Below are 23,125 nucleotides of genomic sequence, written 5' to 3'. Positions count from 1 at the left end.
TTTTGGTTTAACAGGAAAGCAAAATGTCGAAATTTGCAATGGTATTTCCAGGCCAGGGATCTCAATCCCTTAGCATGCTGGCCGATTTGGCCGCACAATTTCCGATAGTTGAAGAGACCTTCAGTGAAGCCTCATCGGTACTGGGCTATGATCTGTGGCAGTTAGTGCAACAAGGCCCGGCTGAAGAATTGAATAAAACATGGCAGACGCAACCGGCTTTATTGACAGCATCTGTTGCTATCTGGCGTGTTTGGCAACATCAAGGCGGTAAACTGCCTACGATGATGGCGGGCCATAGCTTGGGTGAATACTCCGCTCTGGTATGCGCTGGCGTGCTCGACTTCAAACAGGCGGTTCGTCTGGTTGAATTACGCGGCAAGCTGATGCAAGAAGCGGTACCTGAAGGTACCGGTGCCATGTACGCTATTATTGGTTTGGATAATGAATCCATCGCCAAAGCCTGTGAAGAGTCAGCACTTGGCCAGGTCGTCTCGCCAGTTAACTTTAACTCACCGGGTCAGGTGGTTATTGCCGGCAATAAAGAGGCGGTAGAACGCGCTGGTGCGGCTTGTAAAGCTTTGGGTGCCAAACGTGCCTTGCCATTGCCTGTCAGCGTGCCATCTCATTGTGCTCTGATGAAACCTGCGGCAGATAAGTTAGCTGTTGCACTGGAAGAGATCGAATTCCAGGCTCCGCTATTCCCTGTCGTCAACAACGTAGATGTGAAAACTGAAGTGTCACCAGAGGCTATCCGTAGCGCATTGGTACGCCAGTTATATAATCCAGTACGTTGGACTGAGAGTGTTGAATTTATCGCAGCAGAAGGTGTTGAGCTGCTGTTAGAAGTTGGGCCGGGTAAGGTCTTGACTGGTTTGACCAAGCGTATCGTGGATACTCTGGCCGCAGCACCGGTAAACGATGTTGCTACGCTGACCAGCGCGCTTGAAAACTAAGAAAGAGGGTAACATGAGCTTCGAAGGAAAAATTGCGCTGGTAACTGGCGCGAGTCGCGGTATCGGCCGTGCGATTGCAGAATTATTGGCTGAGCGCGGTGCCCGTGTTATTGGTACGGCGACCAGTGAAAAGGGCGCTGAAGCGATCAGTGCCTACTTGGGTGACCAGGGTAAAGGTTTAATGCTGAATGTCGTGGATCCCGCGTCAATCGAGTCTGTTTTGGCAACGATTCGTGCGGAATTTGGAGAAGTCGACATTTTAGTGAATAATGCAGGTATTACGCGTGATAACCTGCTGATGCGTATGAAGGATGAAGAGTGGCAAGATATTATTGACACCGATCTGACTTCCGTATTCCGTCTGTCAAAAGCGGTAATGCGCGCTATGATGAAAAAGCGGTTTGGGCGTATCATCACCATCGGTTCTGTAGTTGGGACAATGGGCAATGCAGGGCAGGTTAACTACGCGGCAGCTAAAGCGGGTCTGATCGGTTTTAGCAAGTCTTTGGCGCGTGAGGTTGCTTCACGTGGCATTACTGTCAACGTTGTGGCACCTGGCTTTATTGAGACAGATATGACGACGGCGTTGACAGATGATCAACGCGCAGGCATTTTGGCCCAAGTTCCAGCTAACCGGCTTGGGCAAGCAAAAGAAATCGCCAGCGCTGTTGCATTTTTAGCCTCTGACGAGGCCAGCTACATCTCTGGTGAAACATTACATGTCAATGGCGGCATGTATATGATTTAAAAATCACGAAAGTATTTGCGTTATTTGAGGTAAAAACCGCAAAATAGCGTAAAATCGTGGTTTGACCAGCCTAGATTTAGTTGCATCTTTTTCAACATTTTATACACTACGAAAACCATCGCGAAAGCGAGTTTTGATAGGAAATTTAAGAGTATGAGCACTATCGAAGAACGCGTTAAGAAAATCATCGTTGAACAACTGGGTGTTAAAGAAGACGAAGTGAAGAACAGTGCTTCTTTCGTTGAAGATCTTGGCGCGGATTCTCTGGACACCGTTGAGCTGGTAATGGCTCTGGAAGAAGAATTTGATACTGAGATTCCAGACGAAGAAGCAGAAAAAATCACTACTGTTCAGGCAGCTATTGATTTTATCAACGCTAACCAGCAGTAAGCGTACATGCTTTAAGTTTAGATAGTTAGGCGGTCACTCGACCGCCTAAGTTTTTTTTGTCCTAAGTGTTATTTTCCCTCCTTGGAGGACAACCGTGTCTAAGCGTCGAGTTGTTGTGACTGGACTGGGCATGTTGTCTCCTGTCGGTAATACAGTCGAATCCACATGGAAAGCTGTTCTTGCCGGGCAGAGTGGCATCAGCCTGATCGACCATTTTGATACTAGTGCCTATGCAACTCGATTTGCTGGCTTAGTGAAAGATTTTAATTGTGAAGAGTTCATTTCGCGTAAAGATGCGCGCAAGATGGACGCATTCATACAGTACGGCATTGTTGCTGGCATGCAAGCCATGCAAGACTCAGGGCTTGAAGTCACCGAAGCCAATGCTAGCCGTATCGGTGCCGCTATAGGTTCTGGTATTGGTGGGCTGGGTCTGATTGAAGAAAACCACAGCGCGCTGGTGAACGGTGGGCCACGTAAAATTAGCCCATTCTTCGTGCCATCAACCATTGTTAACATGATTGCCGGCCACTTGACCATTATGTGTGGGATGCGTGGGCCAAGCATTTCTATCGCAACGGCATGTACTTCTGGTGTGCATAACATCGGCCACGCGGCGCGTATCATTGCTTACAATGATGCAGATGTTATGCTGGCAGGTGGTGCAGAAAAAGCCAGTACGCCATTGGGTGTTGGTGGTTTTGGTGCAGCTCGTGCATTGTCGACTCGCAATGATAATCCGCAAGCCGCAAGCCGCCCATGGGATAAAGACCGTGATGGTTTCGTTCTGGGTGACGGTGCAGGCATGATGGTGCTGGAAGAGTACGAACACGCGAAAAAACGTGGCGCAAAAATCTACGCGGAAGTTGTTGGGTTTGGGATGAGCAGCGATGCTTATCACATGACCTCTCCACCGGAAAACGGTTCTGGAGCAGCTCTGGCAATGGTAAATGCATTACGTGATGCGGGTGTGAGCACCTCTCAGATCGGCTATATCAATGCCCACGGCACGTCAACTCCTGCTGGCGATAAAGCCGAAACGCAGGCAGTTAAGTCTGTATTTGGTGGAGACACCAAAGTGATGGTCAGTTCCACCAAATCCATGACTGGGCACTTGTTAGGTGCAGCAGGCGCAGTTGAGTCTATCTTTACTGTTTTAGCACTGCGTGATCAGGCCATTCCGGCAACCATCAACCTGGATAACCCAGATGAAGGTTGTGATTTGGACTTTGTTCCGCACGAAGCTCGTCAGGTAAATGATTTGGAGTACACCCTGTGTAACTCCTTCGGCTTTGGTGGCACTAACGGTTCTTTGGTTTTCCGCAAAGTATAACGTTGGTCGTTACGCTCCAACTGCTAAAAAGACCCGGTTTTCCGGGTCTTTTATTAGCTTTGTCCTGCATTAGCCATAACATCCCTCAATAATAATTGTCCCAATAAGAGACAAATCTGAAAACAGCCATTGGTTTAAATCTGATACTGTCAGCAGGTACAATTTATATTGATGGGCAATCCCTCTTTCCCCATTGAATATAGAGTAAATACCCCCTTCCATTTAAAGAGAATCTGAATGTTCTGGATTAATGGTGTTGAACAAAATTTGATTTCAGCTTCAGACCGCTCTGTGCAGTTTGGCGATGGCTGTTTTACTACCGCCAGAGTCTCTCTCGGCCGCGTTGTGTGGCTGGATAAACATATACTACGTTTGCAGTTGGCGGCTGAGCGGTTATTAATGCCCGCAGTGAATTGGAATGCATTGACCAAGGAAATGGTTGAAGCCGCAAGCCATACTGAAGACGGGGTGCTAAAAGTGATTATCAGTCGGGGAAGTGGCGGACGAGGTTACAGTGGCACGACATGTCAGCATCCGACACGGATTATTTCTCTCAGTGATTACCCTATTCATTATCATAGTTGGCGTGAACGGGGGATTTCTTTGGCACTCAGCCCGATATCGCTAGCACGTAGCCCTTTGCTGGCGGGTGTTAAGCACTTGAACCGCCTGGAGCAGGTATTGATTCGCGCGCATCTTGAGCAGACAGCGGCGGATGAGGCACTGGTGCTTGACACTGAAGGCATGCTGGTGGAATGCTGTGCGGCTAATTTATTCTGGCGCAAGGGGGATGAAATATTTACCCCAGATCTGTGCCAATCAGGTGTAGATGGCATTATGCGTCAACGAATTATTAGCTGCCTGGCTACGCAGGGTCGGCAGGTGATAATTGTGGCACAACCGGTGGATGTGTTGGCTGATGCAGATGAAGTTATCGTGTGCAACGCGCTGATGCCGCTACTCCCGGTGAATAGGATTGAACCGGTAAATCACGCTGAACCCTGGGTTTACCACTCGCGCCAGTTATTTGATTTCTTAAATCTTCATTGCTGCGAAGTATAGGCTTCATGAGGATTTTGATTTTTGTACCTATGACTACCTTTAATATGAAGATGGCCGCCCGATGAAAATAAAAAGCACCAAAGCATTAATCCTTTTTGTCGCTATCTGTTTGGGATTGCTGCTGTTGGGTTACCAGAGAGTACAACACTTTGCTGATAGGCCGTTGGCTATCCAGCAAGAGACCATCTTTAAACTTCCTGCGGGGACGGGACGAGTGGCACTGGAGAATTTGCTGCAACGCGACGGCCTGATTAAAAATACTCGCTGGTTCCCCTGGCTGCTGCGCCTTGAACCAGAATTAGCCAAATTCAAGGCGGGTACCTATCGCTTTACTCCTGGGATGACAGTGCGCGGCATGCTTGAGCTGCTCGCCAGCGGTAAAGAAGCCCAATTTACCGTGCGCTTTATTGAAGGAAAGCGGCTGCGTGATTGGATGGATGAATTACAGCAATCAAAATATATAAAGCATGTATTGGATGGGAAGAGTGATGCCGAAATCGCGGTATTACTGGGATTAAAGGACAGCGAACACCCTGAAGGGTGGCTTTACCCAGATACCTATTCATATACTGCCGGAACCACTGACTTGGCATTACTCAAACGTGCCCATGTGAAGATGGAAAAAACAGTCGATGAAATCTGGCAGGGGCGTGATAAATCGTTGCCTTACAAAACCCCAGGCGACCTGGTGACTATGGCGTCAATTATCGAAAAAGAAACGGCGGTCAATGAAGAGCGAACCAAAGTGGCATCGGTGTTTATCAACCGTTTACGTATTGGTATGCGACTGCAAACGGACCCGACGGTTATTTACGGGATGGGGGATAGCTATAATGGCACCATTAGTCGTAAAGACTTAGATACGCCAACGCCTTATAATACCTATGTAATATCCGGTTTGCCGCCGACGCCGATTGCGATGCCGGGGCTGGCATCACTTACGGCTGCCGCTCATCCGGCTAAAACGCCTTACCTCTACTTCGTAGCAGACGGCAAGGGCGGCCATACTTTTACCACCAATTTAGCCAGTCATAACCAAGCGGTGCGGGTTTATCGCCAATCGCTAAAGGATAAAAATGAACAGTAAATTTATCGTTATTGAAGGGCTTGAAGGGGCAGGGAAAACCACCGCCAGAGACACCGTGGTTGCCACATTACGCGCCCAGGGGATTAACGATATTGTTTTCACTCGCGAGCCAGGGGGAACTCCGCTGGCGGAAAAGCTGCGAGATTTGATTAAGCAAGGTATTGACGGTGAAGTCCTGACGGACAAAGCCGAAGTGCTGATGTTGTATGCTGCGCGCGTGCAATTGGTTGAAAATGTCATTAAACCAGCACTGGCGCGCGGCAGTTGGGTGGTGGGTGATCGCCATGATTTGTCATCGCAAGCCTATCAGGGCGGCGGGCGCGGGATTGATATTAATCTGATGACCTCATTGCGTGACACGGTATTGGGTGAGTTCCGCCCCGACCTGACACTGTATCTCGATTTACCTCCAGCTATTGGGCTGGCTCGCGCCCGCGCCCGCGGTGAATTAGACCGGATTGAACAAGAGTCACTGGCCTTCTTTGAACGCACCCGAGAGCGCTATCTCGAATTGGCTGTCGCAGATTCGAGTATTAAAACCATTGATGCTTCTCAACCGCTTGAGCAAGTCAGTGAATCTATTAGCCGGGTATTGAAACAATGGCTGACCAGCCGAGAAACAGCGTAATGAAATGGTACCCGTGGCTCACTGCGCCTTACCGTCAGTGGGTAGGGCAGCAGACTGCCGGGCGAGGCCATCATGCATTATTGCTGCACTCTTTGCCTGGAAATGGCGAAGAAGCACTGATTTACGGTATTAGCCGTTGGTTGATGTGCCAGCAACGACAAGGCGAGAAAAGCTGTGGTGAATGTCATAGTTGCCGCTTGATGTTGGCGGGCAATCATCCTGACTGGTATGTGCTGACACCGGAGAAAGGTAAAAGCAGTCTCGGCGTTGAGCTGGTGCGCCAACAGATTGAAAAACTCTATTCCCATGCTCAGCAAGGCGGAGCAAAAGTCGTGTGGCTTCCCCACGCGGAGTTGCTTACCGATGCGGCGGCGAATGCGTTGTTAAAAACGTTGGAAGAGCCACCGGAGAAAACCTATTTTCTACTCGATTGCCATCAACCTGCCAGTTTGCTTGCGACACTGCGCAGCCGCTGCTTTTACTGGCATCTGGCCTGCCCGGATACCGCGCTTAGCCTGCAATGGCTTCAGCGGCAGATTCCAGCAGAACCTGTCTCGATGCTGGCGGCACTTAAATTGAGTGAAGGTGCGCCGTTAGCGGCCGAGCGTTTACTGCAACCGGAACGCTGGGCCACCAGAACCACTTTGTGCCATGCATTGCATAGCGCACTGCACAGCACGGATTTACTGTCGTTATTACCGCAACTTAACCATGATGATGCTCCAGAACGCTTACAATGGATCTCTTCATTGGTGTTGGATGCGTTGAAATGGCAGCAAGGCGCGGGTCAATTTGCCGTCAACCAGGATCAATTGCCTCTGGTACAGCAATTGGCTGGCATGGCCGCAACACCGGTATTGCTCCATTCAGCCCAGGCGCTGGGCCATTGTCGTCATCAATTATTATTGGTGGTAGGTGTTAATCGTGAATTATTACTCACCGAGTTCCTGCTTAACTGGGAAACAGCGCTGACTACGGGCACTTATTCCACCTTATCTTCGTTGTAATTGGGTTTAAAATTATGTTGTTAGTAGATTCTCATTGTCATCTTGATAGCCTTGATTACCAGACGTTGCACCGCAATGTTGATGATGTATTAGCTAAAGCGAAGGCGCGTGATGTCGGATTCGTGCTGGCAGTCGCCACTACATTACCGGGTTTTTCAGCCATGACTTCCCTTATCGGGGAGCGAGAAAATGTGGCGTTTTCATGTGGCGTTCATCCACTCAATCTGGAGGGTGGCTATGATTTTGAGCAGTTGGCAAAACTTGCTGCGGCAGATAACGTGGTGGCAATGGGGGAAACCGGGCTGGATTATTTCTATCAGCAAGACAATATTCCACTGCAACAAGCCTCTTTCCGTGAGCATATCCGTATTGGCCGTAAATTAAATAAACCGGTGATTGTACATACTCGTGATGCTCGTGAAGACACGCTGGCAATCTTGCATGAAGAACAGGCGCAAGAGTGTGGTGGGGTTTTACATTGCTTTACAGAAGATAAAGCAACTGCCGCCACGCTATTGGATCTCGGTTTTTACATCTCTTTCTCCGGCATTCTGACTTTCCGTAACGCAGAACAGCTGCGTGATGTCGCGCGCTACGTGCCACTTGATCGGTTGCTGGTCGAAACCGATTCGCCTTATCTGGCACCGGTTCCGCACCGTGGTAAAGAGAACCAACCAGCCTATGTGCGTGATGTTGCAGAATATATGGCAGTACTGAAGGGGATCAGCCTTGAATCCTTAGCCCAAGCCACCACAGACAACTTCTGCCGGTTATTTCATCTGGACTCTGCGCGGCTGACCAGTAGAACGCCCCAACTTCCTTAATAATACTTTTTTTTAAGCTCGTAATTAATCGTCGAAACGAGTAATGTTCTCACCCAATTTAGTGGGTGAGGGCAGCTCTCATTGACGTTTTTTTACAAAAAATGCGCGATTTGAAGCAAATTAAGCGCTTTCTTGAAAGAAACGTGACTGCCATCAAACATTAAGCAGGCTATTTATTTTACTCTTCGTAAAAATTAAAGGGGTGCTTTAGACACCCTGATTCGCAAAGGCTTACTCCCCCCTTTGTAATGCCAATAAACGCGAGAAAAAGCAGTAAAAGCACTATTACTCAGGAGCTCACTCAACTATGTTTAAGAACGCATTTGCAAACCTGCAAAAGGTCGGTAAATCGCTAATGCTACCGGTATCCGTGTTACCCATCGCAGGTATTCTGCTGGGTGTCGGTTCCGCGAATTTTAGCTGGCTACCAACGGTAGTCTCTCACGTAATGGCAGAAGCGGGCGGTTCCGTTTTTGCTAACATGGCATTGATTTTTGCTATTGGCGTTGCACTTGGCTTTACCAACAACGACGGTGTATCCGCGTTGGCGGCCGTTGTGGCTTACGGCATCATGGTGAAAACCATGGCGGTAGTCGCACCACTGGTCTTGCATTTGCCGGCAGAAGAAATTGCTGCCAAGCATTTAGCTGATACCGGGGTATTAGGCGGGATCATTGCCGGTGCAATAGCGGCCTACATGTTTAACCGCTTCTACCGTATTCAGTTACCTGAATATCTGGGCTTTTTCGCCGGTAAACGCTTTGTGCCGATTATCTCTGGTTTCACAGCGATCTTTGTTGGCGTGATTCTGTCCTTCGTGTGGCCGCCAGTGGGTACCGCTATCCAGACTTTCTCCCAGTGGGCAGCCTATCAAAACTCCGTAGTCGCCTTTGGTATCTACGGTGTAGTAGAACGTGCGCTGGTTCCATTCGGTCTGCACCATATCTGGAACGTACCATTCCAAATGCAAATTGGTGAATACACCAACGCAGCGGGTCAGGTATTCCACGGTGACATTCCTCGTTACATGGCGGGTGACCCAACTGCGGGTAAACTGTCTGGTGGCTTCCTGTTTAAAATGTACGGTCTGCCAGCAGCAGCAATCGCTATTTGGCATTCTGCTAAGCCGGAAAACCGGGCAAAAGTGGGCGGGATCATGATCTCCGCAGCACTGACCTCATTCCTAACCGGTATCACCGAACCAATCGAATTCTCCTTCATGTTCGTGGCGCCAATTTTGTATGTTATCCATGCAATTCTGGCAGGCCTGGCCTTCCCAATCTGTATCCTGCTTGGGATGCGTGACGGTACCAGCTTCTCCCACGGTCTGATTGACTTCGTGGTACTGAGTGGTAATAGCAGCCGTATTTGGTTGTTCCCTCTGGTGGGTATTTGCTACGGTCTGGTCTACTACACCATCTTCCGTGTACTGATCGCCAAACTGAATTTGAAAACACCGGGTCGTGAAGACACGACGACAGAGCAAACTGTACAGGGTGGCACTGAAATGTCAGCAGCACTGGTAGCAGCATTTGGTGGTAAAGAAAACATCACTAACCTGGATGCATGTATCACACGTCTGCGTGTCAGCGTGGCTGATGTGTCCAAGGTTGACCAAGCTGGTCTGAAGAAATTGGGTGCTGCGGGCGTTGTCGTCGCAGGCTCAGGTGTTCAGGCTATCTTCGGGACGAAATCTGATAACCTGAAAACAGATATGGACGAGTACATTCGTAACCATTAATTCAGGTGTGGGGAGTGCAAAGGGGAGGCGAAAGCCTCCCTTTTTTTGTGTCTAGAAAGGCCAGTTTCTCATGGTTTCATCGCTATCATTTTAGGTGTTTTTACGATCTATTTGTTTTCACCGCTACGGGCACTTTGTTATTAACCTCTATAAATTAAATATCTATATAAAAACCACACGTTATCTTCTGTGTGATTAATGTTTGTTTTGAATGGATTTTATTTATGTTATTCAGGCTCTAGCCAGGTAGTCTGGAAATCAAACCAACCTAAATTATTTAAGTGCGCGCCTTGGGCTTGTTCGGGGGCTTTTAGGCGCATCCAGTGATGGAATAATGGCTGCAACCATCCATTGGCGATGATCTCTCGGATCAATTGTTCGCTACCCAGGGATTGGTTGCGCCAATCATGCAGATAGCTCTGTAAATCAGCATCATCACCACCAGTGATGGATTGACGCAGCAACTGGGAGCTCAATAGCCATGCGCCAACATTCCACTCTTCAGGAACGGCAAAGTTCACTGTGCCCAGCCACAAATCAGCTTTGGCCTCACCCTTGGCCCAAGAGGTGTAATCCAGCTCGATCATATCTAACTTAATGCCCTGAGCAGCGAGAATATGAGTCATTTCAGTCACCAACATCGAGTATTCTGGATGCTGGGCATGATAAGCCAGCGTTAATACCGGCATATCCTCTGATTCTGTCGCGATATCACTTGAAAAAGGAGAGCACTCTTCTCCTGCATCAATGCCATGAAACCATGTGGGTAGGACGCTACTGGCGGGTACCCAGAAGGGGCGAATGGATTCAATTAGCCGTTGGATAAGATGATAAGGATTGAGCGTTTTTCGCAACCAGCGGCGCTGTTTAATATCGTGCCAGTGCGCTGAGCGGCTATCGCATAGCAAAAAATATCCACCGCGTTCCAGAAACATCTCTTGTGTTGAATCTGATGGCTTACCGGTCAGGCTGGCAACTTTCCCAGAAACATAATCAATATCACTGATGCTGGAACTGAGCCAGGTGGCACTTTGTATATTCTCCATGCTCAACTGATCTGATAGCACGGCAGGTGTGTCAGAGGGCGGGCGGGCCAAATCCGGGAAGATAAGTACCTCAACCTCATCCAGCAAGCCGCGAAAACCAAAATAGTGGTCAAAAGATTTCATCTGCAAGTGCCAGTTATCATTTTCAGCCACTCGATAAGGCCCAGTTCCTACAGGGTGAGAGGCAAAATCTGGCTGTGTGGCATGATTTTCCGGCAGAATCAGTGCGCTGTGATGGGCGAGTAACAGGGGAAGACGCGGGTCCGGTTGGCTAAGTTTAATAACCACACTGAGTGGTCCGTGCGAACTAATTTTTTGAATATGTGAAAACAGCGGCAAAGTTGCGCTGCGGGTTAATGAACTGACGACATCGCGGCTGGACAATTCTCGACCATCATGAAATTGCACCGCCGGGCGTAAATAAAAGCGCCAATGCAATGGGTCGAGCATTCGCCATTTGTGAGCTAAATCGGTGGTGACTTCACCGTTTTCCTCATTTACTCGGGTCAGGCCATTAAAAATTTGTCGGACTAAGTGCAGCTCAGAGCGGCGTAGTGCTGTGCCGGGGTAAAGATTTGTCATGGTGCGGTAGTAGGGGATGCGCAGAGCTTGATAGTCATCGCGTATCCGATACCCCAGTTTAGCCCGCAACAAGGGGGCAATGAGCTGTTTATCTTCGCCCAATAGGGCAATGGCTTCATTAAAACCACCGGAATCTAATAGCTGTTCCGCTTTTTCAATTAAAAGCTGATGAGTGTTCCGCAATAGTTGCAAATATGACCGGCGGCCACGACCTGCCTCTGCTTGCCATCTCAACCAGCCAGCCTGTTGCATCTGAACCAGTAATGTCCGCATGTGGCGCTTGGTGCAGCTGAGTTTATCCGCAAGTTCTTGCAGTGTAACCTCAACTGGCTGTACCCCAACCTGATTTAATAAGCGTAAGTATTGCTGTTCAAGGCGTCGGCTGACCATAAAAGAGGAACCTAATTGAGTCTAACTCAGCAGTTTTATATATCATCTTTTTAGCCGATAATTTTCACTACAGCAAGCGTTTGTGTCTCAGCACTTCTTATCGGAAAAGACCGCAGACAGAACGCTATGATTATTTGAGGAAAGAAGATGACCCGTTACTTAAACAAAGATACCCAAGTGTGTATTTCTCTGGCCGCCAGGCCAAGCAACTTTGGCACTCGTTTTCATAATTTTTTGTACGATGCTCTGGATCTCGATTACCTGTATAAAGCCTTTACCACCACGGATCTGGCCGCGGCAATTGGTGGTGTGCGGGCATTGGGGTTCCGAGGTTGTGCAATTTCAATGCCGTTTAAAGAGGCGGTTATCCCAATGGTAGATGAGTTGGATGCCTCTGCCGCAGCAATTAATTCGGTTAATACCTTAGTGAATACTGATGGTTATCTGAAAGCGTACAACACCGACTATATCGCCATCGCGAAATTGCTGGAGAGTTATCAGGTACCTACAGATAAAGTCTTTGCACTGCGTGGCAGTGGTGGGATGGCGAAAGCCGTGGCTTTTGCACTAAAAAATGCCGGTTTTAAGCAGGGTTTTATTATTGCGACGAACGAAAAAACCGGTAAAAAATTAGCCGAACAATCCGGTTACACCTATCAGCCTGATATGCAGGGTGTTGAAGCCGATGTATTAATCAATGCCACCCCAGTGGGGATGTCAGGGGGGAAAGAGGCCGATAGCATGGCTTTTACTGAAACTGAGGTTGAACATGCCGAGGTGGTTTTTGATGTGGTGGCACTGCCAGCGATGACCCCGTTGATAAGCTACGCCAAAGCACAAGGAAAAATCGTTATTACTGGCGCTGAAGTCTTTGCTATTCAGGCGGTTGAGCAATTTGTGCTGTATACCGGCATTCGTCCAGAGCAGGCTTTGTTTGAAAAAGCAGCGGCTTATGCCCGCGCTCAATGATTGAGGTTGAAATCAATAGAAATTGTCGCTCATACTACGCATTCCTCATTTTTATCATGATCAAGGAAATGCGTAATGGCCGAAGAAACGATTTTCAGCAAAATTATCCGCCGTGAAATCCCTGCCGACGTGGTCTACCAGGACGAACTGGTGACCGCGTTTCGTGATATCGCCCCGCAGGCACCAACTCATATCTTAATCATTCCTAACATTCTTATTCCAACTGTGAATGACGTCACAGCAGAACATGAAGCAACATTGGGTCGAATGATCACTGTGGCTGCTAAACTTGCAGAGCAGGAAGGCATTGCTGAAGATGGCTATCGTCTGATCATCAACTGCAATCGTCATGCCGGGCAGGTGGTTTACCATATTCACATGCATCTGGTCGGTGGCCGTGAGTTGGGCTCGTTGCTGTCACATAAATAGCTTGAAGTATGGCAGGACTATAACTGAGGTAAGCCTATGCGCCCTGTGAAGGCGTTTTTATTGCCGGTGATGGCGCTTGCGTGTATTGCGACATTACTGGGGTGCAGCAGTCCAAAAGGGATTGCGGTGAATAAGCAGCAAACCGTGGTAATGGATTCGTCTGTGCTGACGGCGGGTATTTTGGCTTCTCAACCTGCAATTTCAACATCATCTGGGAATAATGTAGCGCGCTCGGTGATTACCAATAGCCAGAGTAAACCGATAAAAATAAACTACCGCTTTTATTGGTATGATGCGCAGGGCTTGGATGTGCCGCCACTGGAAGCGCCACGGTTTATCGTTATTGCGCCAAATGATGATGTGGATATTCAATCAGTTAATAATAATTTTAATGCGCGTAGTGCGCGCCTTTATTTATTCTTATAACCCTATATTTTTATAACAGCTCGGTTCTTATCATCGCGCTATTGGAGTGGGACAATGAAAAGGTATTTATCTGTCGCTTTGGCGGCACTTGTGCTGACGGGGTGTATCACTCAGCCACCTGTTGAGCCAACCACACCACCCGTGACCATCGAGCCTGTCACGCCACCGGTTCCTGAAACTCCACCACCGGTAGACAACGTACCGCCGCCACCAAAGATGGAGCAATCTATTGATTGGGCTGCCAGTGTCGAGCCTTTGGTCGCACAAATGGTCAACAGCAACGATGTGGCAAACGGCAGTATATTGTTACTCGACAGCGTTAAAAATAATACTAATGGCAGGTTACCAACGGCGAAAGCCACTTCGGCACTGCACCAAGTGCTGTCATCAAACAAAAAGTTTGTGTTGATCTCGCCACAGCAATTGGCGGTTGCCAAGCAAACATTGGGGTTATCAGAAGAAGATAGCCTTGGCTCACGCAGCAAGGCCATTGGTCTGGCTCGCTATGTCAGTGCCCAATATGTGCTCTACAGTGATGTGAGTGGTGATGTGAAATCACCCACCATTGAAATGCAGTTGATGCAAACACAAACCGGCGAAATTATCTGGTCAGGTAATGGCCCAGTTAAGCGCTGATCCTTCTCTGTATGCGCTTATTGAAAGGATAAAACCGTCGGTGGATATTACCCCTGACGGTTTTATTCATGCAGCCAATTTTATCAAGGCAGATTGGCATATTAGCCCGGTATCTGGCCTGACGGGTGAAAGTTGGCGTATTTCTTACCCATCAAACACGACTGCAAATATTAACTGGCTGGCGCGTGAACAATCGGTTCAGAAAACCCAACTGGGAGTGGACCGGCGGCGGGAGCGCAAGCTGTTGCGACATGTGGCTGGCCATCATTTGGCACCCACTATTATCGCCGCAAATCAACACTGGCTGGTGGTCAACTGGCTCGAAGGTGACGTTGTCACTAACGTGCAATTCATTGAATTATCGAATAATGGTCAGCTGGCACAGCTATTGACCCGCTTGCATCATCTACCCGCCAGCGGTTATCGCCTGGATTTACGTGCTCAGCTCATCCGTTATGCCGGGCAGATTGATACCAAACGCCTTTCACCAAGCTGGTTACGGTTGCATCAGCATTTTCTGCGCAGATCACCGCCGCAACCGGTGAAACTGGCACCCCTGCATATGGATATTCATCCCGGAAATCTTTTGGCGACACCCTCCGGGCTGAAATTGATTGACTGGGAATATGCGGCTGATGGCGATATTGCTCTTGATATTGCCGCGCTATTTCGTGGCAATGGTTGGTCAGCGCCCCAGCAACAGACTTTTTTACAGCACTATTGCCAGAATGAGCAGGGTTACCCTGATATTGATCGTTTATCCCGTCAGATACAGCGCTGGGTGCCGTGGGTTGATTACCTGATGTTGATGTGGTTCGAGGTGCGCTGGCAGCAGACTGGCGACAGCGAGTTTTTGCAATGGACGGTGCCGCTACGCCAGCGGTTTAATCTGTCCTTTTGATTTTTTAATATTAAATTTACGAGGTTGTCGTGGGTCCAGTGATGTTAGACGTTGCCAGCTATGAGCTGGATGCAGAAGAACGTGAGATTTTAAAGCACCCGCTGGTGGGCGGCCTGATTTTATTCAGCCGTAATTTTCATGATGCCGAGCAACTACGCGAGTTAGTCCGTCAGATAAGGGCTGCGTCCCACGAGCGTCTGGTGGTGGCGGTCGATCAGGAAGGGGGCCGGGTACAGCGCTTTCGTGACGGTTTTACCCGCTTACCTGCGGCTCAGTCGTTCGCGGCGATCAATGATCCAGCCACTGCGGCGCAGTTAGCACAAGATGCAGGCTGGCTGATGGCGGCCGAAATGATATCAATGGATATCGATATTAGCTTTGCGCCAGTACTGGATATTGGCCATGTCAGCGCGGCTATCGGTGAGCGTTCATTCCACAGTGACCCGCAACAAGCACTGAAAATGGCAGAGTGTTTTATTCGTGGGATGCACAGCGCGGGTATGAAAACCACCGGTAAGCACTTCCCCGGGCATGGGGCGGTAACAGCAGATTCGCATATAGAGACGCCTCGGGATAATCGACCACTGGCAGAAATCCGTACTCATGATATGGTTATATTTCGCGAACTGATTGCGCGGCGATTACTGGATGCCATTATGCCTGCTCATGTGATTTATACTGAAGCTGATGCGCGTCCAGCTAGTGGTTCGTCTTACTGGCTCCAAACCATATTGCGCCAAGAGTTAGGGTTCGATGGCATCATTTTCTCTGATGACTTGTCGATGGAAGGGGCAGCCATCATGGGCAGTTATGCCGAGCGTGGGCAAGCCTCTTTGGATGCTGGCTGCGATATGATTTTGGTGTGTAATAACCGTCAGGGCGCGGTAAGTGTGTTGGATAACCTGTCGCCAGTCAAAGCAGACCAACTGGCATGCTTGTATCATTCTGGGCAGTTTGACCGTCAGGCGTTGATGGCATCACCGCGTTGGCAACAGGCGAATAAGGCATTAACGGCACTCAGCGAACGTTGGGATGCACATAAAAGCCTATTGGGATAAGTTATATGTCGCGAGGATAAAATAGATATGATCGTCTATCTACATGGTTTTGATTCCAACAGCCCTGGCAATCACGAGAAAGTCCTGCAACTGCAATTCATTGATCCGGATGTGCGTTTTATCAGTTACAGCACTTTGCATCCTCGCCATGATATGCAGTATTTATTGAAAGAAGTGGATAAGGCTATTCAGCAAGGTGGCGATGCCAAGTCACTGATTTGTGGTGTGGGGTTAGGGGGCTTTTGGGCCGAACGAGTGGGTTTTCTGTGTGGCATCCGGCAGGTTGCCTTCAACCCCAATCTTTATCCGCAAGACAATATGAGCGGTAAAATTGACCGGCCGGAAGAGTACGTCGATATCGCCAGTAAATGTATCAGTGATTTTCGCGAGAAAAACCGCGATCGCTGTTTAGTCGTGTTGTCGCGCAATGATGAAATGCTCGATAGCAAGCGCACTGCCGGTGATTTGCATCCTTATTACGAAATTGTCTGGGATGAAAAGCAAGGCCACAAGTTTAAAGATCTTTCACCTCATTTGCAGCGGATAAAAGCATTTAAAACTCTGGGATGAATAATCAAATTAATCGGGCTTTGTTAAATACTGGTTAATTGTAATACCTACTGTTCTGTGCAACTTGGCTTGAAAAAAGTGTTTCGCCGGCTTTTTTTAGGCCATTTTTATGCCAAAAAATGGCAAAACTGGCCTTTATCTTCCACTCAATAAAAAAAATATAAACCGTGACTAAACGCTAACTATTTGAAACCTATTCTAGAAAAAATCCTCCTGCTGGTACTTTAATCAAAAAAAGTTGATATATATCAATTTTGGTATGACCAAATAACCCTGCATGATATTCTGACTCCAGTTTATTGAATTAGTATCTTCGAACCCTATGTTATCTAAGGATATTATTAATTTACCCTTAGCTAACAATTGGTTCACATTTAGGGGGTCATTTTGACAACGCCGAAGAAAAAAATCGTTATTATTGGTGGTGGTGCTGGCGGCCTTGAGCTGGCAACTAGTCTGGGTCATAAGTTGGGGCGCAGCAAAAAAGCTGAGATTGTTCTGGTGGATCGTAACCACAGCCATCTGTGGAAACCTTTGCTCCATGAAGTGGCTACCGGTTCTCTGGATGATGGTGTTGATGCATTGAGCTACCTGGCTCATGCACGCAACCATTATTTCAATTTCCAGTTGGGGTCGTTAACGGATATTAACCGTGAAACCAAAACTGTCTGCCTGGCTGAGATTTGCGATGAACACGGTGATGTGCTGGTAACAAAACGTGAATTATCCTATGACATATTAGTGGTCGCTCTGGGCAGTACGTCGAATGACTTCGGCACTCCGGGCGTGAAGGATCACTGCATCTTCCTCGATAACCCACATCAGGCCCACCGCTTCCATAATGAAATGCTTAACCTGTTCCTGAAGTATTCAGCGCAACCGGGTGAGAAAGGCAAAGTTAATATCGCGATTGTTGGCGGCGGTGCCACCGGTGTGGAGCTGTCTGCTGAGTTACATAATGCGGTAAAACAACTGCATAGCTACGGTTTTGAGGGCTTGGATAACCAGGCACTAAATGTCACGTTGGTTGAAGCCGGTGAACGTATCCTGCCAGCATTACCGCCACGTATCTCGGCGGCGGCACATCAGGAACTGATTAAACTGGGTGTGCGAGTATTGACCAAAACAATGGTTACCAGCGCTGATGAAAAGGGTCTGAATACTAAAGATGGCGAGTTTATTAATGCTGATCTGATGGTATGGGCGGCAGGTATTAAAGCGCCGGACTTTATGAAAGATATTGCCGGGCTAGAAACCAACCGTATTAACCAACTGGTGGTTGAGCCGACACTGCAAACGACCCGAGATCCCAACATTTTTGCGATTGGTGACTGTGCTTCTTGTCCACAGCCAAGTGGTGGTTTTGTGCCACCGCGTGCGCAATCTGCACATCAGATGGCCAGCCGCTGTTATAGCAATATTTTAGCATTGCTCAATGAGCAACCACTGAAGCCATACATTTATAAAGATCATGGTTCTCTGGTGTCGCTGTCGAAGTTTAGTACTGTCGGTAGCTTGATGGGTAACCTGATGCGCGGTTCTATGATGGTGGAAGGGCGTGTTGCCCGTGTTGTTTACATCTCATTGTATCGTATGCATCAAGTCGCACTGCATGGCTATACTAAAACTGGCCTGATGATGCTGGTGGGCGGGATTAACCGGGTAATACGCCCGCGCCTTAAGTTGCACTAATTCTCCTTCGTCCTTGACGCTACAGGGGGGTTAGCTGCGCGCACTTACCCGAATCACTGACAAGGGTCAGCTCATCGGGGTGCATTTGCTGGCTGCCTACCTGTAACGCCAATGACTTTGGAGAATGTTTAGAGCTTTAAATTTGCCGCTGCCAGTTAATGATGGCGGCGGTTTTTTTTACGCTAACGTAGCGCACGTTTTGCTAAAGCCATTCGCACGTAATGTCAAATTTTCAGCATAAAACTCTGCAGCCATAAATCACCGCAGTCAGATTCCTCCTAAACACATTCATTCACACCTGTTATCTGGGTGTTTCGTCCATTTGTCTTATTGCTAGGTTAAAGCACATTGTGCAGACTTCTTGGTAGAAACACACGGCGAGTCACGCACGCCGTAATCCGGGAATAAGGGGTAGCCCTGAATGCCGGATGCTGTCAGGCCTTTGTTTTCATTTTGAAGCTCTGGGGCAGAAGATGCGTGGTAACACTTTCAGGAGGATTTCCTGTGAACAAATCAATGTTAGCAGGTGTGGGTATCGGTATTGCGGCCGCTCTGGGAATTGCCGCTGTCGCGAGTATGAATGTATTCTCCGGCGCACCGCAATATGCACAAGTTCTTGCTGCGACACCGATTAAAGAGACGATTAAAACGCCTCGTAAGGAATGTCGTAATGTGACCGTAACTCACCGTAAACCGGTGCAGGATGAGAATCAAATTGCGGGTTCAGTATTGGGTGCCGTTGCTGGTGGGGTTCTGGGCCATCAGGTAGGCGGCGGCCGTGGTAAAGATATTGCGACTGTTGCTGGTGCACTGGCCGGTGGTTACGCAGGTAATCGTGTCCAAAGCAATATGCAGGATAACGATACCTATACGACCACTCAACAACGTTGCCAAACTGTTTACGATAAGTCACAGAAAATGTTGGGATATGACGTAACCTACAAAATTGGTGATCAGCAGGGAAAAATTCGCATGGATCGTGATCCAGGCACGCAGATCCCAATCGATAAAAATGGTCAACTGATACTGAACAACCGAGCATAATACAAAATCTGTTGTCCAAGACCTTGCATTAAGAACCCGCGGCTTAGTGTTAATTCTGATCGTTTAACGTGTTTTATAAGCGAGTGGCATTAACATTGACGCGGGTTTCTCACATCTGAAACCCGCGCCATCAATGGCTTAAGCTACGCGATGCTGAGCAAATGCGGCCAGTAATTCACTGATAAACTTCAATCGCTGCGCACGGTCACTAAGATCCTGCATAAATTTCAATTTGGTTGGCCCTTCCAGTCGGAATATTTGCGGCTGGCGTTGCAGCAAACCAATCAGATAAACCGGATCGACTTTGTTCTTCTCACCAAACTCGATAAAGCCTCCGCGCTCATTACCTTCAATACGTTTGATACCCAGTCTCTGAGCCTGTTGGCGTAATTCTGCGGTATGTAACAGATAACGGGCTGCATCCGGCAGTTTACCAAAGCGATCAATAAGTTCGACTTTCAATTCATCGAGTTCAGTTTCATCGCGAGCACTGGCAATGCGCTTATAGAACGAAAGCCGGACATTCACATCTGGAATAAAGTCCTCTGGCAGCAATACCGGCATACGCATTTCAATTTCGGTCTGATTGCTGGTCAAGTCTTCCAGTGATGGCTCTCTACCTTCCTTCAACGCATCAACCGCGCTTTCCAGTAACTCCATATATAACGAGAAACCGATGGTGGTCATCTGGCCACTTTGGTCCTCGCCTAATAGCTCACCGGCACCACGAATCTCAAGGTCATGAGTTGCCAGAGCAAAGCCAGCACCGAGATCTTCTAGCGACGCGATAGCTTCCAGCCGTTTTTTGGCGTCGGTGGTCATCGCTTTCGGATTTGGCGTCAGCAAGTAAGCATAAGCCTGATGGTGGGAGCGCCCGACCCGACCGCGCAACTGGTGCAACTGCGCCAGACCAAAATGATCGGCGCGTTCGATGATAATGGTATTGGCGCTCGGAATATCAATCCCCGTTTCGATAATGGTGGTGCAGACCAAAACGTTAAAGCGCTGATGATGGAAATCATTCATCACCCGCTCCAGATCCCGCTCACGCATTTGCCCGTGACCAATGGCAATGCGCGCTTCTGGCACTAGCTCAGCCAGCTTCTGAGTGGCTTTCTCGATATTTTCCACATCGTTATAGAGATAATAAACCTGCCCACCACGTAGAATTTCGCGCAGAATCGCTTCTCGCACCACTAAGCTATCGTACTCACGCACGAAGGTTTTCACCGCCAGACGGCGCGCAGGTGGCGTCGCAATAATCGATAAGTCCCGCATACCGCTCATCGCCATATTAAGTGTGCGCGGGATAGGTGTGGCGGTAAGTGTCAGAATATCGACATCGGCGCGCATCGCTTTAATGCGTTCTTTATGACGCACACCGAAGCGATGCTCCTCATCGACAATCAACAGACCGAGGTCTTGCCAGCGCAGGTCACTTTGCAGCAATTTATGGGTGCCGATAATAATATCGACTTTGCCTTCAGCAGCTTGCTCCAAAATCACTTGCTGCTCTTTGGCACTGCGGAAACGTGACATCATTTCAATTCGCACCGGCCAGGTGGCAAAACGGTCGCGGAAGTTGTCGAAATGCTGTTGAGCGAGCAGGGTGGTCGGCACCAAGACGGCAACTTGCTTATTATTCGCCACCGCCAGGAAGGCTGCCCGCATTGCCACTTCGGTTTTACCGAAACCAACATCGCCGCACACCAGTCGGTCCATAGCCAGCGGTCGGCACATATCGCTGAGCACCGCATTGATAGCCTGTTCCTGATCCGGTGTGGTTTCGAACGGGAAGCTTTGGCAGAACAGCTGATACTGTTCGCGGTCGAACTTGAATTTAAAGCCAGATTTGGCGGCGCGCTGCGCATAGATGTCCAGCAGTTCAGCCGCCACATCACGCACTTTCTCGGCGGCTTTCTGCCGCGCACGGCTCCAGGCATCGCCACCCAGTTTATGCAGCGGCGCATTTTCGTCAGCACCGCCGGAATAGCGACTGATAAGATGCAGTGATGAAACCGGCACGTACAGCTTATCTTCACCGGCATAGGTCAATATCAGGTATTCAGCTTTAATACCGCCAGCTTCTAATGTGGTGAGACCAAGATAGCGGCCCACACCATGCTCTAGATGAACCACTGGCTGACCGGGGCGCAATTCCGCCAGATTGCGGATTAAGGTATCGGTATTAATGGTGCGGCGATTATCCTGGCGACGGCGGTTCACGCGCTCGCCCAGTAAGTCACTTTCGCAAATCAGTGCTAATTGCTTATCTGTATCAAGGAAACCTCGTTCTGAAGCACCAATCATCAGATAATGGCCGGGTGCCGTGGCTTGAGATAGCTCGCTTATCAGGGTTGGACTGATTTTTATCCGTGCCAGCAGATCTTGCAGGGTTTCGCGTCGCCCCTCACTTTCCACCGAAAACACGACACTACCGCTGAATGACTCAATAAAGCGCCGCAGATTATCCAGTGGCGCTTTTTGCTGTGCCTGTACGGATAAATCGGGCAGCGGCTGATAATGTAAGTTGGTATTGGCGGTTTTAGTCGGTAATTCTTCGGTCTTGAACTGAACCCGCGGCCACTCTTTTAACTCACTGAAAAGTGAATCAACCCGTAGCCATAATGTTTCCGGGGCCAGCAATGGGCGCATTGGGTCAACACGACGGCTTTCATAGCGTTGGTTAACATCTTGCCAGAAACGCTCCGCTGAGCTTTCCAGCGAGCCGGTGTTAATCAATAAGGTATTTTCAGGCAAGTAGCTAAACAGTGTCGGCAATGGCTGGTTGAAGAATAGCGGTTGCCAGTATTCAATCCCGGCAGGCCAGATGCCTTTGCTCACTTGCTGGTAAATATGTTCCGCATCGCGGCGCACTTCGAACTGTTCACGCCATTGGCTGCGGAATAATTCAATGGCGTTTTTATCTATCGGGAATTCATGGGCGGGGAGTAAGTTTATTTGATCAACTTCGGACAGGGTGCGCTGTGTATCCACATCAAATACGCGCAAGCTATCAATGTCATCATCAAAAAAGTCAATGCGATAAGGCTCTTCACTGCCCATCGGATACAGATCAAGCAAGGCCCCACGGGTAGCAAATTCACCGTGCTCCATGACCTGATCGACGCTGCGATATCCCGCTTGCTCAAGCTGAGCACGTAATTTATCTCGCGACAGGTGCTGGCCTTTTTTCATCACCAGAGCATGACCGTGCAGGAATTCGTGCGGGCAAACCCGTTGCATCAGAGTATTAATCGGGAGAATAATAACACCGCGTTCCATTGTCGGAAGGTGGTACAGACAAGAAAGGCGGGCCGAAATAATATCCTGATGGGGTGAGAAACTGTCGTAAGGCAGCGTTTCCCAGTCGGAGAGGGTATTCACCGGACGGGGGGAAAACTGCTGAATTTCATCACGCAGTCGCAGCGCCGTTTGCATATCCGGGGTAATTAACATTACCGGGCCATCATGGCGCTCAATGATTTCTGCACACTCGACGGCGCAAGCTGAACCAGTCAACTGGCCTAACTGGCGGGTGTCGCCACGGCGCGTCGGCAATGAATAACGATGTTGTTGGGACATAAGCAGTTAAACAGTCTCTTTATC

21 protein-coding genes are annotated in these 23,125 nt (G+C 48.8%); 19 read left to right on the top strand and 2 right to left on the bottom strand.

The genetic code is table 11. The annotated features are described in order from the left end of the window. Window positions 1-23 precede the first annotated feature (23 nt). From fabD to ptsG, 10 genes are all read left to right on the top strand, one after another. Window positions 24-953, top strand: coding sequence for an ACP S-malonyltransferase (gene fabD / locus QSV56_RS07010; protein WP_301211664.1), 930 nt, complete (start codon window positions 24-26; stop codon window positions 951-953). A 13-nt stretch (window positions 954-966) separates the two neighbouring features. After that, on the top strand, window positions 967-1,701 hold the full coding sequence (fabG, locus tag QSV56_RS07005; RefSeq protein WP_004389704.1) for a 3-oxoacyl-ACP reductase FabG: 735 nt from the start codon (window positions 967-969) through the stop codon (window positions 1,699-1,701). A 153-nt stretch (window positions 1,702-1,854) separates the two neighbouring features. After that, on the top strand, window positions 1,855-2,091 hold the full coding sequence (gene acpP, locus QSV56_RS07000; protein ID WP_002220787.1) for an acyl carrier protein: 237 nt from the start codon (window positions 1,855-1,857) through the stop codon (window positions 2,089-2,091). Between the two features lie 94 nt (window positions 2,092-2,185). After that, window positions 2,186-3,424: a beta-ketoacyl-ACP synthase II gene (gene fabF, locus QSV56_RS06995; protein ID WP_050130037.1), complete on the top strand. Its 1,239-nt coding sequence runs from the start codon at window positions 2,186-2,188 to the stop codon at window positions 3,422-3,424. A gap of 237 nt (window positions 3,425-3,661) precedes the next feature. Beyond that, a complete protein-coding gene (pabC, locus tag QSV56_RS06990) occupies window positions 3,662-4,486 on the top strand; it encodes an aminodeoxychorismate lyase (protein WP_076706912.1) in 825 nt (274 codons plus the stop codon). A 61-nt stretch (window positions 4,487-4,547) separates the two neighbouring features. Next, on the top strand, window positions 4,548-5,573 hold the full coding sequence (mltG, locus tag QSV56_RS06985) for an endolytic transglycosylase MltG (protein ID WP_005170713.1): 1,026 nt from the start codon (window positions 4,548-4,550) through the stop codon (window positions 5,571-5,573). Beyond that, entirely contained in the window at window positions 5,563-6,201 is a 639-nt protein-coding gene (gene tmk, locus QSV56_RS06980) for a dTMP kinase (protein WP_301211658.1), read from the top strand. The genes mltG and tmk overlap by 11 nt, the downstream gene beginning before the upstream one ends. Next, entirely contained in the window at window positions 6,201-7,208 is a 1,008-nt protein-coding gene (holB, locus tag QSV56_RS06975) for a DNA polymerase III subunit delta' (protein ID WP_046694884.1), read from the top strand. The genes tmk and holB overlap by 1 nt, the downstream gene beginning before the upstream one ends. A 14-nt stretch (window positions 7,209-7,222) precedes the next feature. Continuing rightward, window positions 7,223-8,032, top strand: a complete 810-nt coding sequence (locus tag QSV56_RS06970) for a metal-dependent hydrolase (RefSeq protein WP_050130042.1) — start codon at window positions 7,223-7,225, stop codon at window positions 8,030-8,032. 307 nt (window positions 8,033-8,339) lie between these two features. Beyond that, window positions 8,340-9,773 (top strand): PTS glucose transporter subunit IIBC, encoded by a 1,434-nt coding sequence (gene ptsG / locus QSV56_RS06965; RefSeq protein WP_005157966.1) that lies wholly within the window; start codon window positions 8,340-8,342, stop codon window positions 9,771-9,773. Window positions 9,774-10,000: 227 nt separating this feature from the next. Here ptsG and QSV56_RS06960 read toward each other — a convergent pair whose 3' ends face one another. After that, on the bottom strand, window positions 10,001-11,791 hold the full coding sequence (locus QSV56_RS06960; protein ID WP_046694886.1) for an SgrR family transcriptional regulator: 1,791 nt from the start codon (window positions 11,789-11,791) through the stop codon (window positions 10,001-10,003). Between the two features lie 147 nt (window positions 11,792-11,938). Here QSV56_RS06960 and QSV56_RS06955 point away from each other — a divergent pair, with 147 nt between their 5' ends. The 9 genes from QSV56_RS06955 to QSV56_RS06915 all read left to right on the top strand — a co-directional run bounded on the left by QSV56_RS06955 (window position 11,939) and on the right by QSV56_RS06915 (window position 19,516). After that, window positions 11,939-12,760, top strand: coding sequence for a shikimate 5-dehydrogenase (locus QSV56_RS06955; RefSeq protein WP_046050753.1), 822 nt, complete (start codon window positions 11,939-11,941; stop codon window positions 12,758-12,760). Window positions 12,761-12,835: 75 nt separating this feature from the next. Beyond that, window positions 12,836-13,189: a purine nucleoside phosphoramidase gene (gene hinT / locus QSV56_RS06950; protein WP_004873877.1), complete on the top strand. Its 354-nt coding sequence runs from the start codon at window positions 12,836-12,838 to the stop codon at window positions 13,187-13,189. A 36-nt stretch (window positions 13,190-13,225) separates the two neighbouring features. Further along, window positions 13,226-13,615, top strand: coding sequence for a YcfL family protein (locus tag QSV56_RS06945; RefSeq protein WP_019079790.1), 390 nt, complete (start codon window positions 13,226-13,228; stop codon window positions 13,613-13,615). 54 nt (window positions 13,616-13,669) lie between these two features. Further along, complete coding sequence (gene lpoB / locus QSV56_RS06940) at window positions 13,670-14,251, top strand: penicillin-binding protein activator LpoB (RefSeq protein WP_019079789.1); 582 nt, start codon at window positions 13,670-13,672, stop codon at window positions 14,249-14,251. Further along, on the top strand, window positions 14,232-15,152 hold the full coding sequence (gene thiK, locus QSV56_RS06935) for a thiamine kinase (RefSeq protein WP_080357900.1): 921 nt from the start codon (window positions 14,232-14,234) through the stop codon (window positions 15,150-15,152). Before lpoB ends, thiK begins: the two co-directional genes overlap by 20 nt. Window positions 15,153-15,181: 29 nt before the next feature. After that, a complete protein-coding gene (nagZ, locus tag QSV56_RS06930) occupies window positions 15,182-16,210 on the top strand; it encodes a beta-N-acetylhexosaminidase (RefSeq protein WP_219641737.1) in 1,029 nt (342 codons plus the stop codon). 27 nt (window positions 16,211-16,237) lie between these two features. Beyond that, window positions 16,238-16,780 (top strand): alpha/beta hydrolase YcfP, encoded by a 543-nt coding sequence (gene ycfP, locus QSV56_RS06925; RefSeq protein ID WP_019079786.1) that lies wholly within the window; start codon window positions 16,238-16,240, stop codon window positions 16,778-16,780. A gap of 387 nt (window positions 16,781-17,167) precedes the next feature. Next, window positions 17,168-18,472: an NAD(P)/FAD-dependent oxidoreductase gene (locus QSV56_RS06920; RefSeq protein ID WP_005170669.1), complete on the top strand. Its 1,305-nt coding sequence runs from the start codon at window positions 17,168-17,170 to the stop codon at window positions 18,470-18,472. 504 nt (window positions 18,473-18,976) lie between these two features. Beyond that, entirely contained in the window at window positions 18,977-19,516 is a 540-nt protein-coding gene (locus QSV56_RS06915) for a glycine zipper 2TM domain-containing protein (RefSeq protein ID WP_005179394.1), read from the top strand. Between the two features lie 138 nt (window positions 19,517-19,654). Here the strand turns inward: QSV56_RS06915 and mfd are convergent, their stop codons facing one another. Beyond that, window positions 19,655-23,101, bottom strand: coding sequence for a transcription-repair coupling factor (gene mfd, locus QSV56_RS06910; RefSeq protein ID WP_050335169.1), 3,447 nt, complete (start codon window positions 23,099-23,101; stop codon window positions 19,655-19,657). Window positions 23,102-23,125 lie beyond the last annotated feature (24 nt).

Source organism: Yersinia sp. 22-579, from assembly GCF_030433455.1.
Classification (GTDB): domain Bacteria; phylum Pseudomonadota; class Gammaproteobacteria; order Enterobacterales; family Enterobacteriaceae; genus Yersinia; species Yersinia enterocolitica.
Note: the sequence above shows the minus strand (reverse complement) of the source record. Positions and strands in the feature narration are given on the sequence as shown.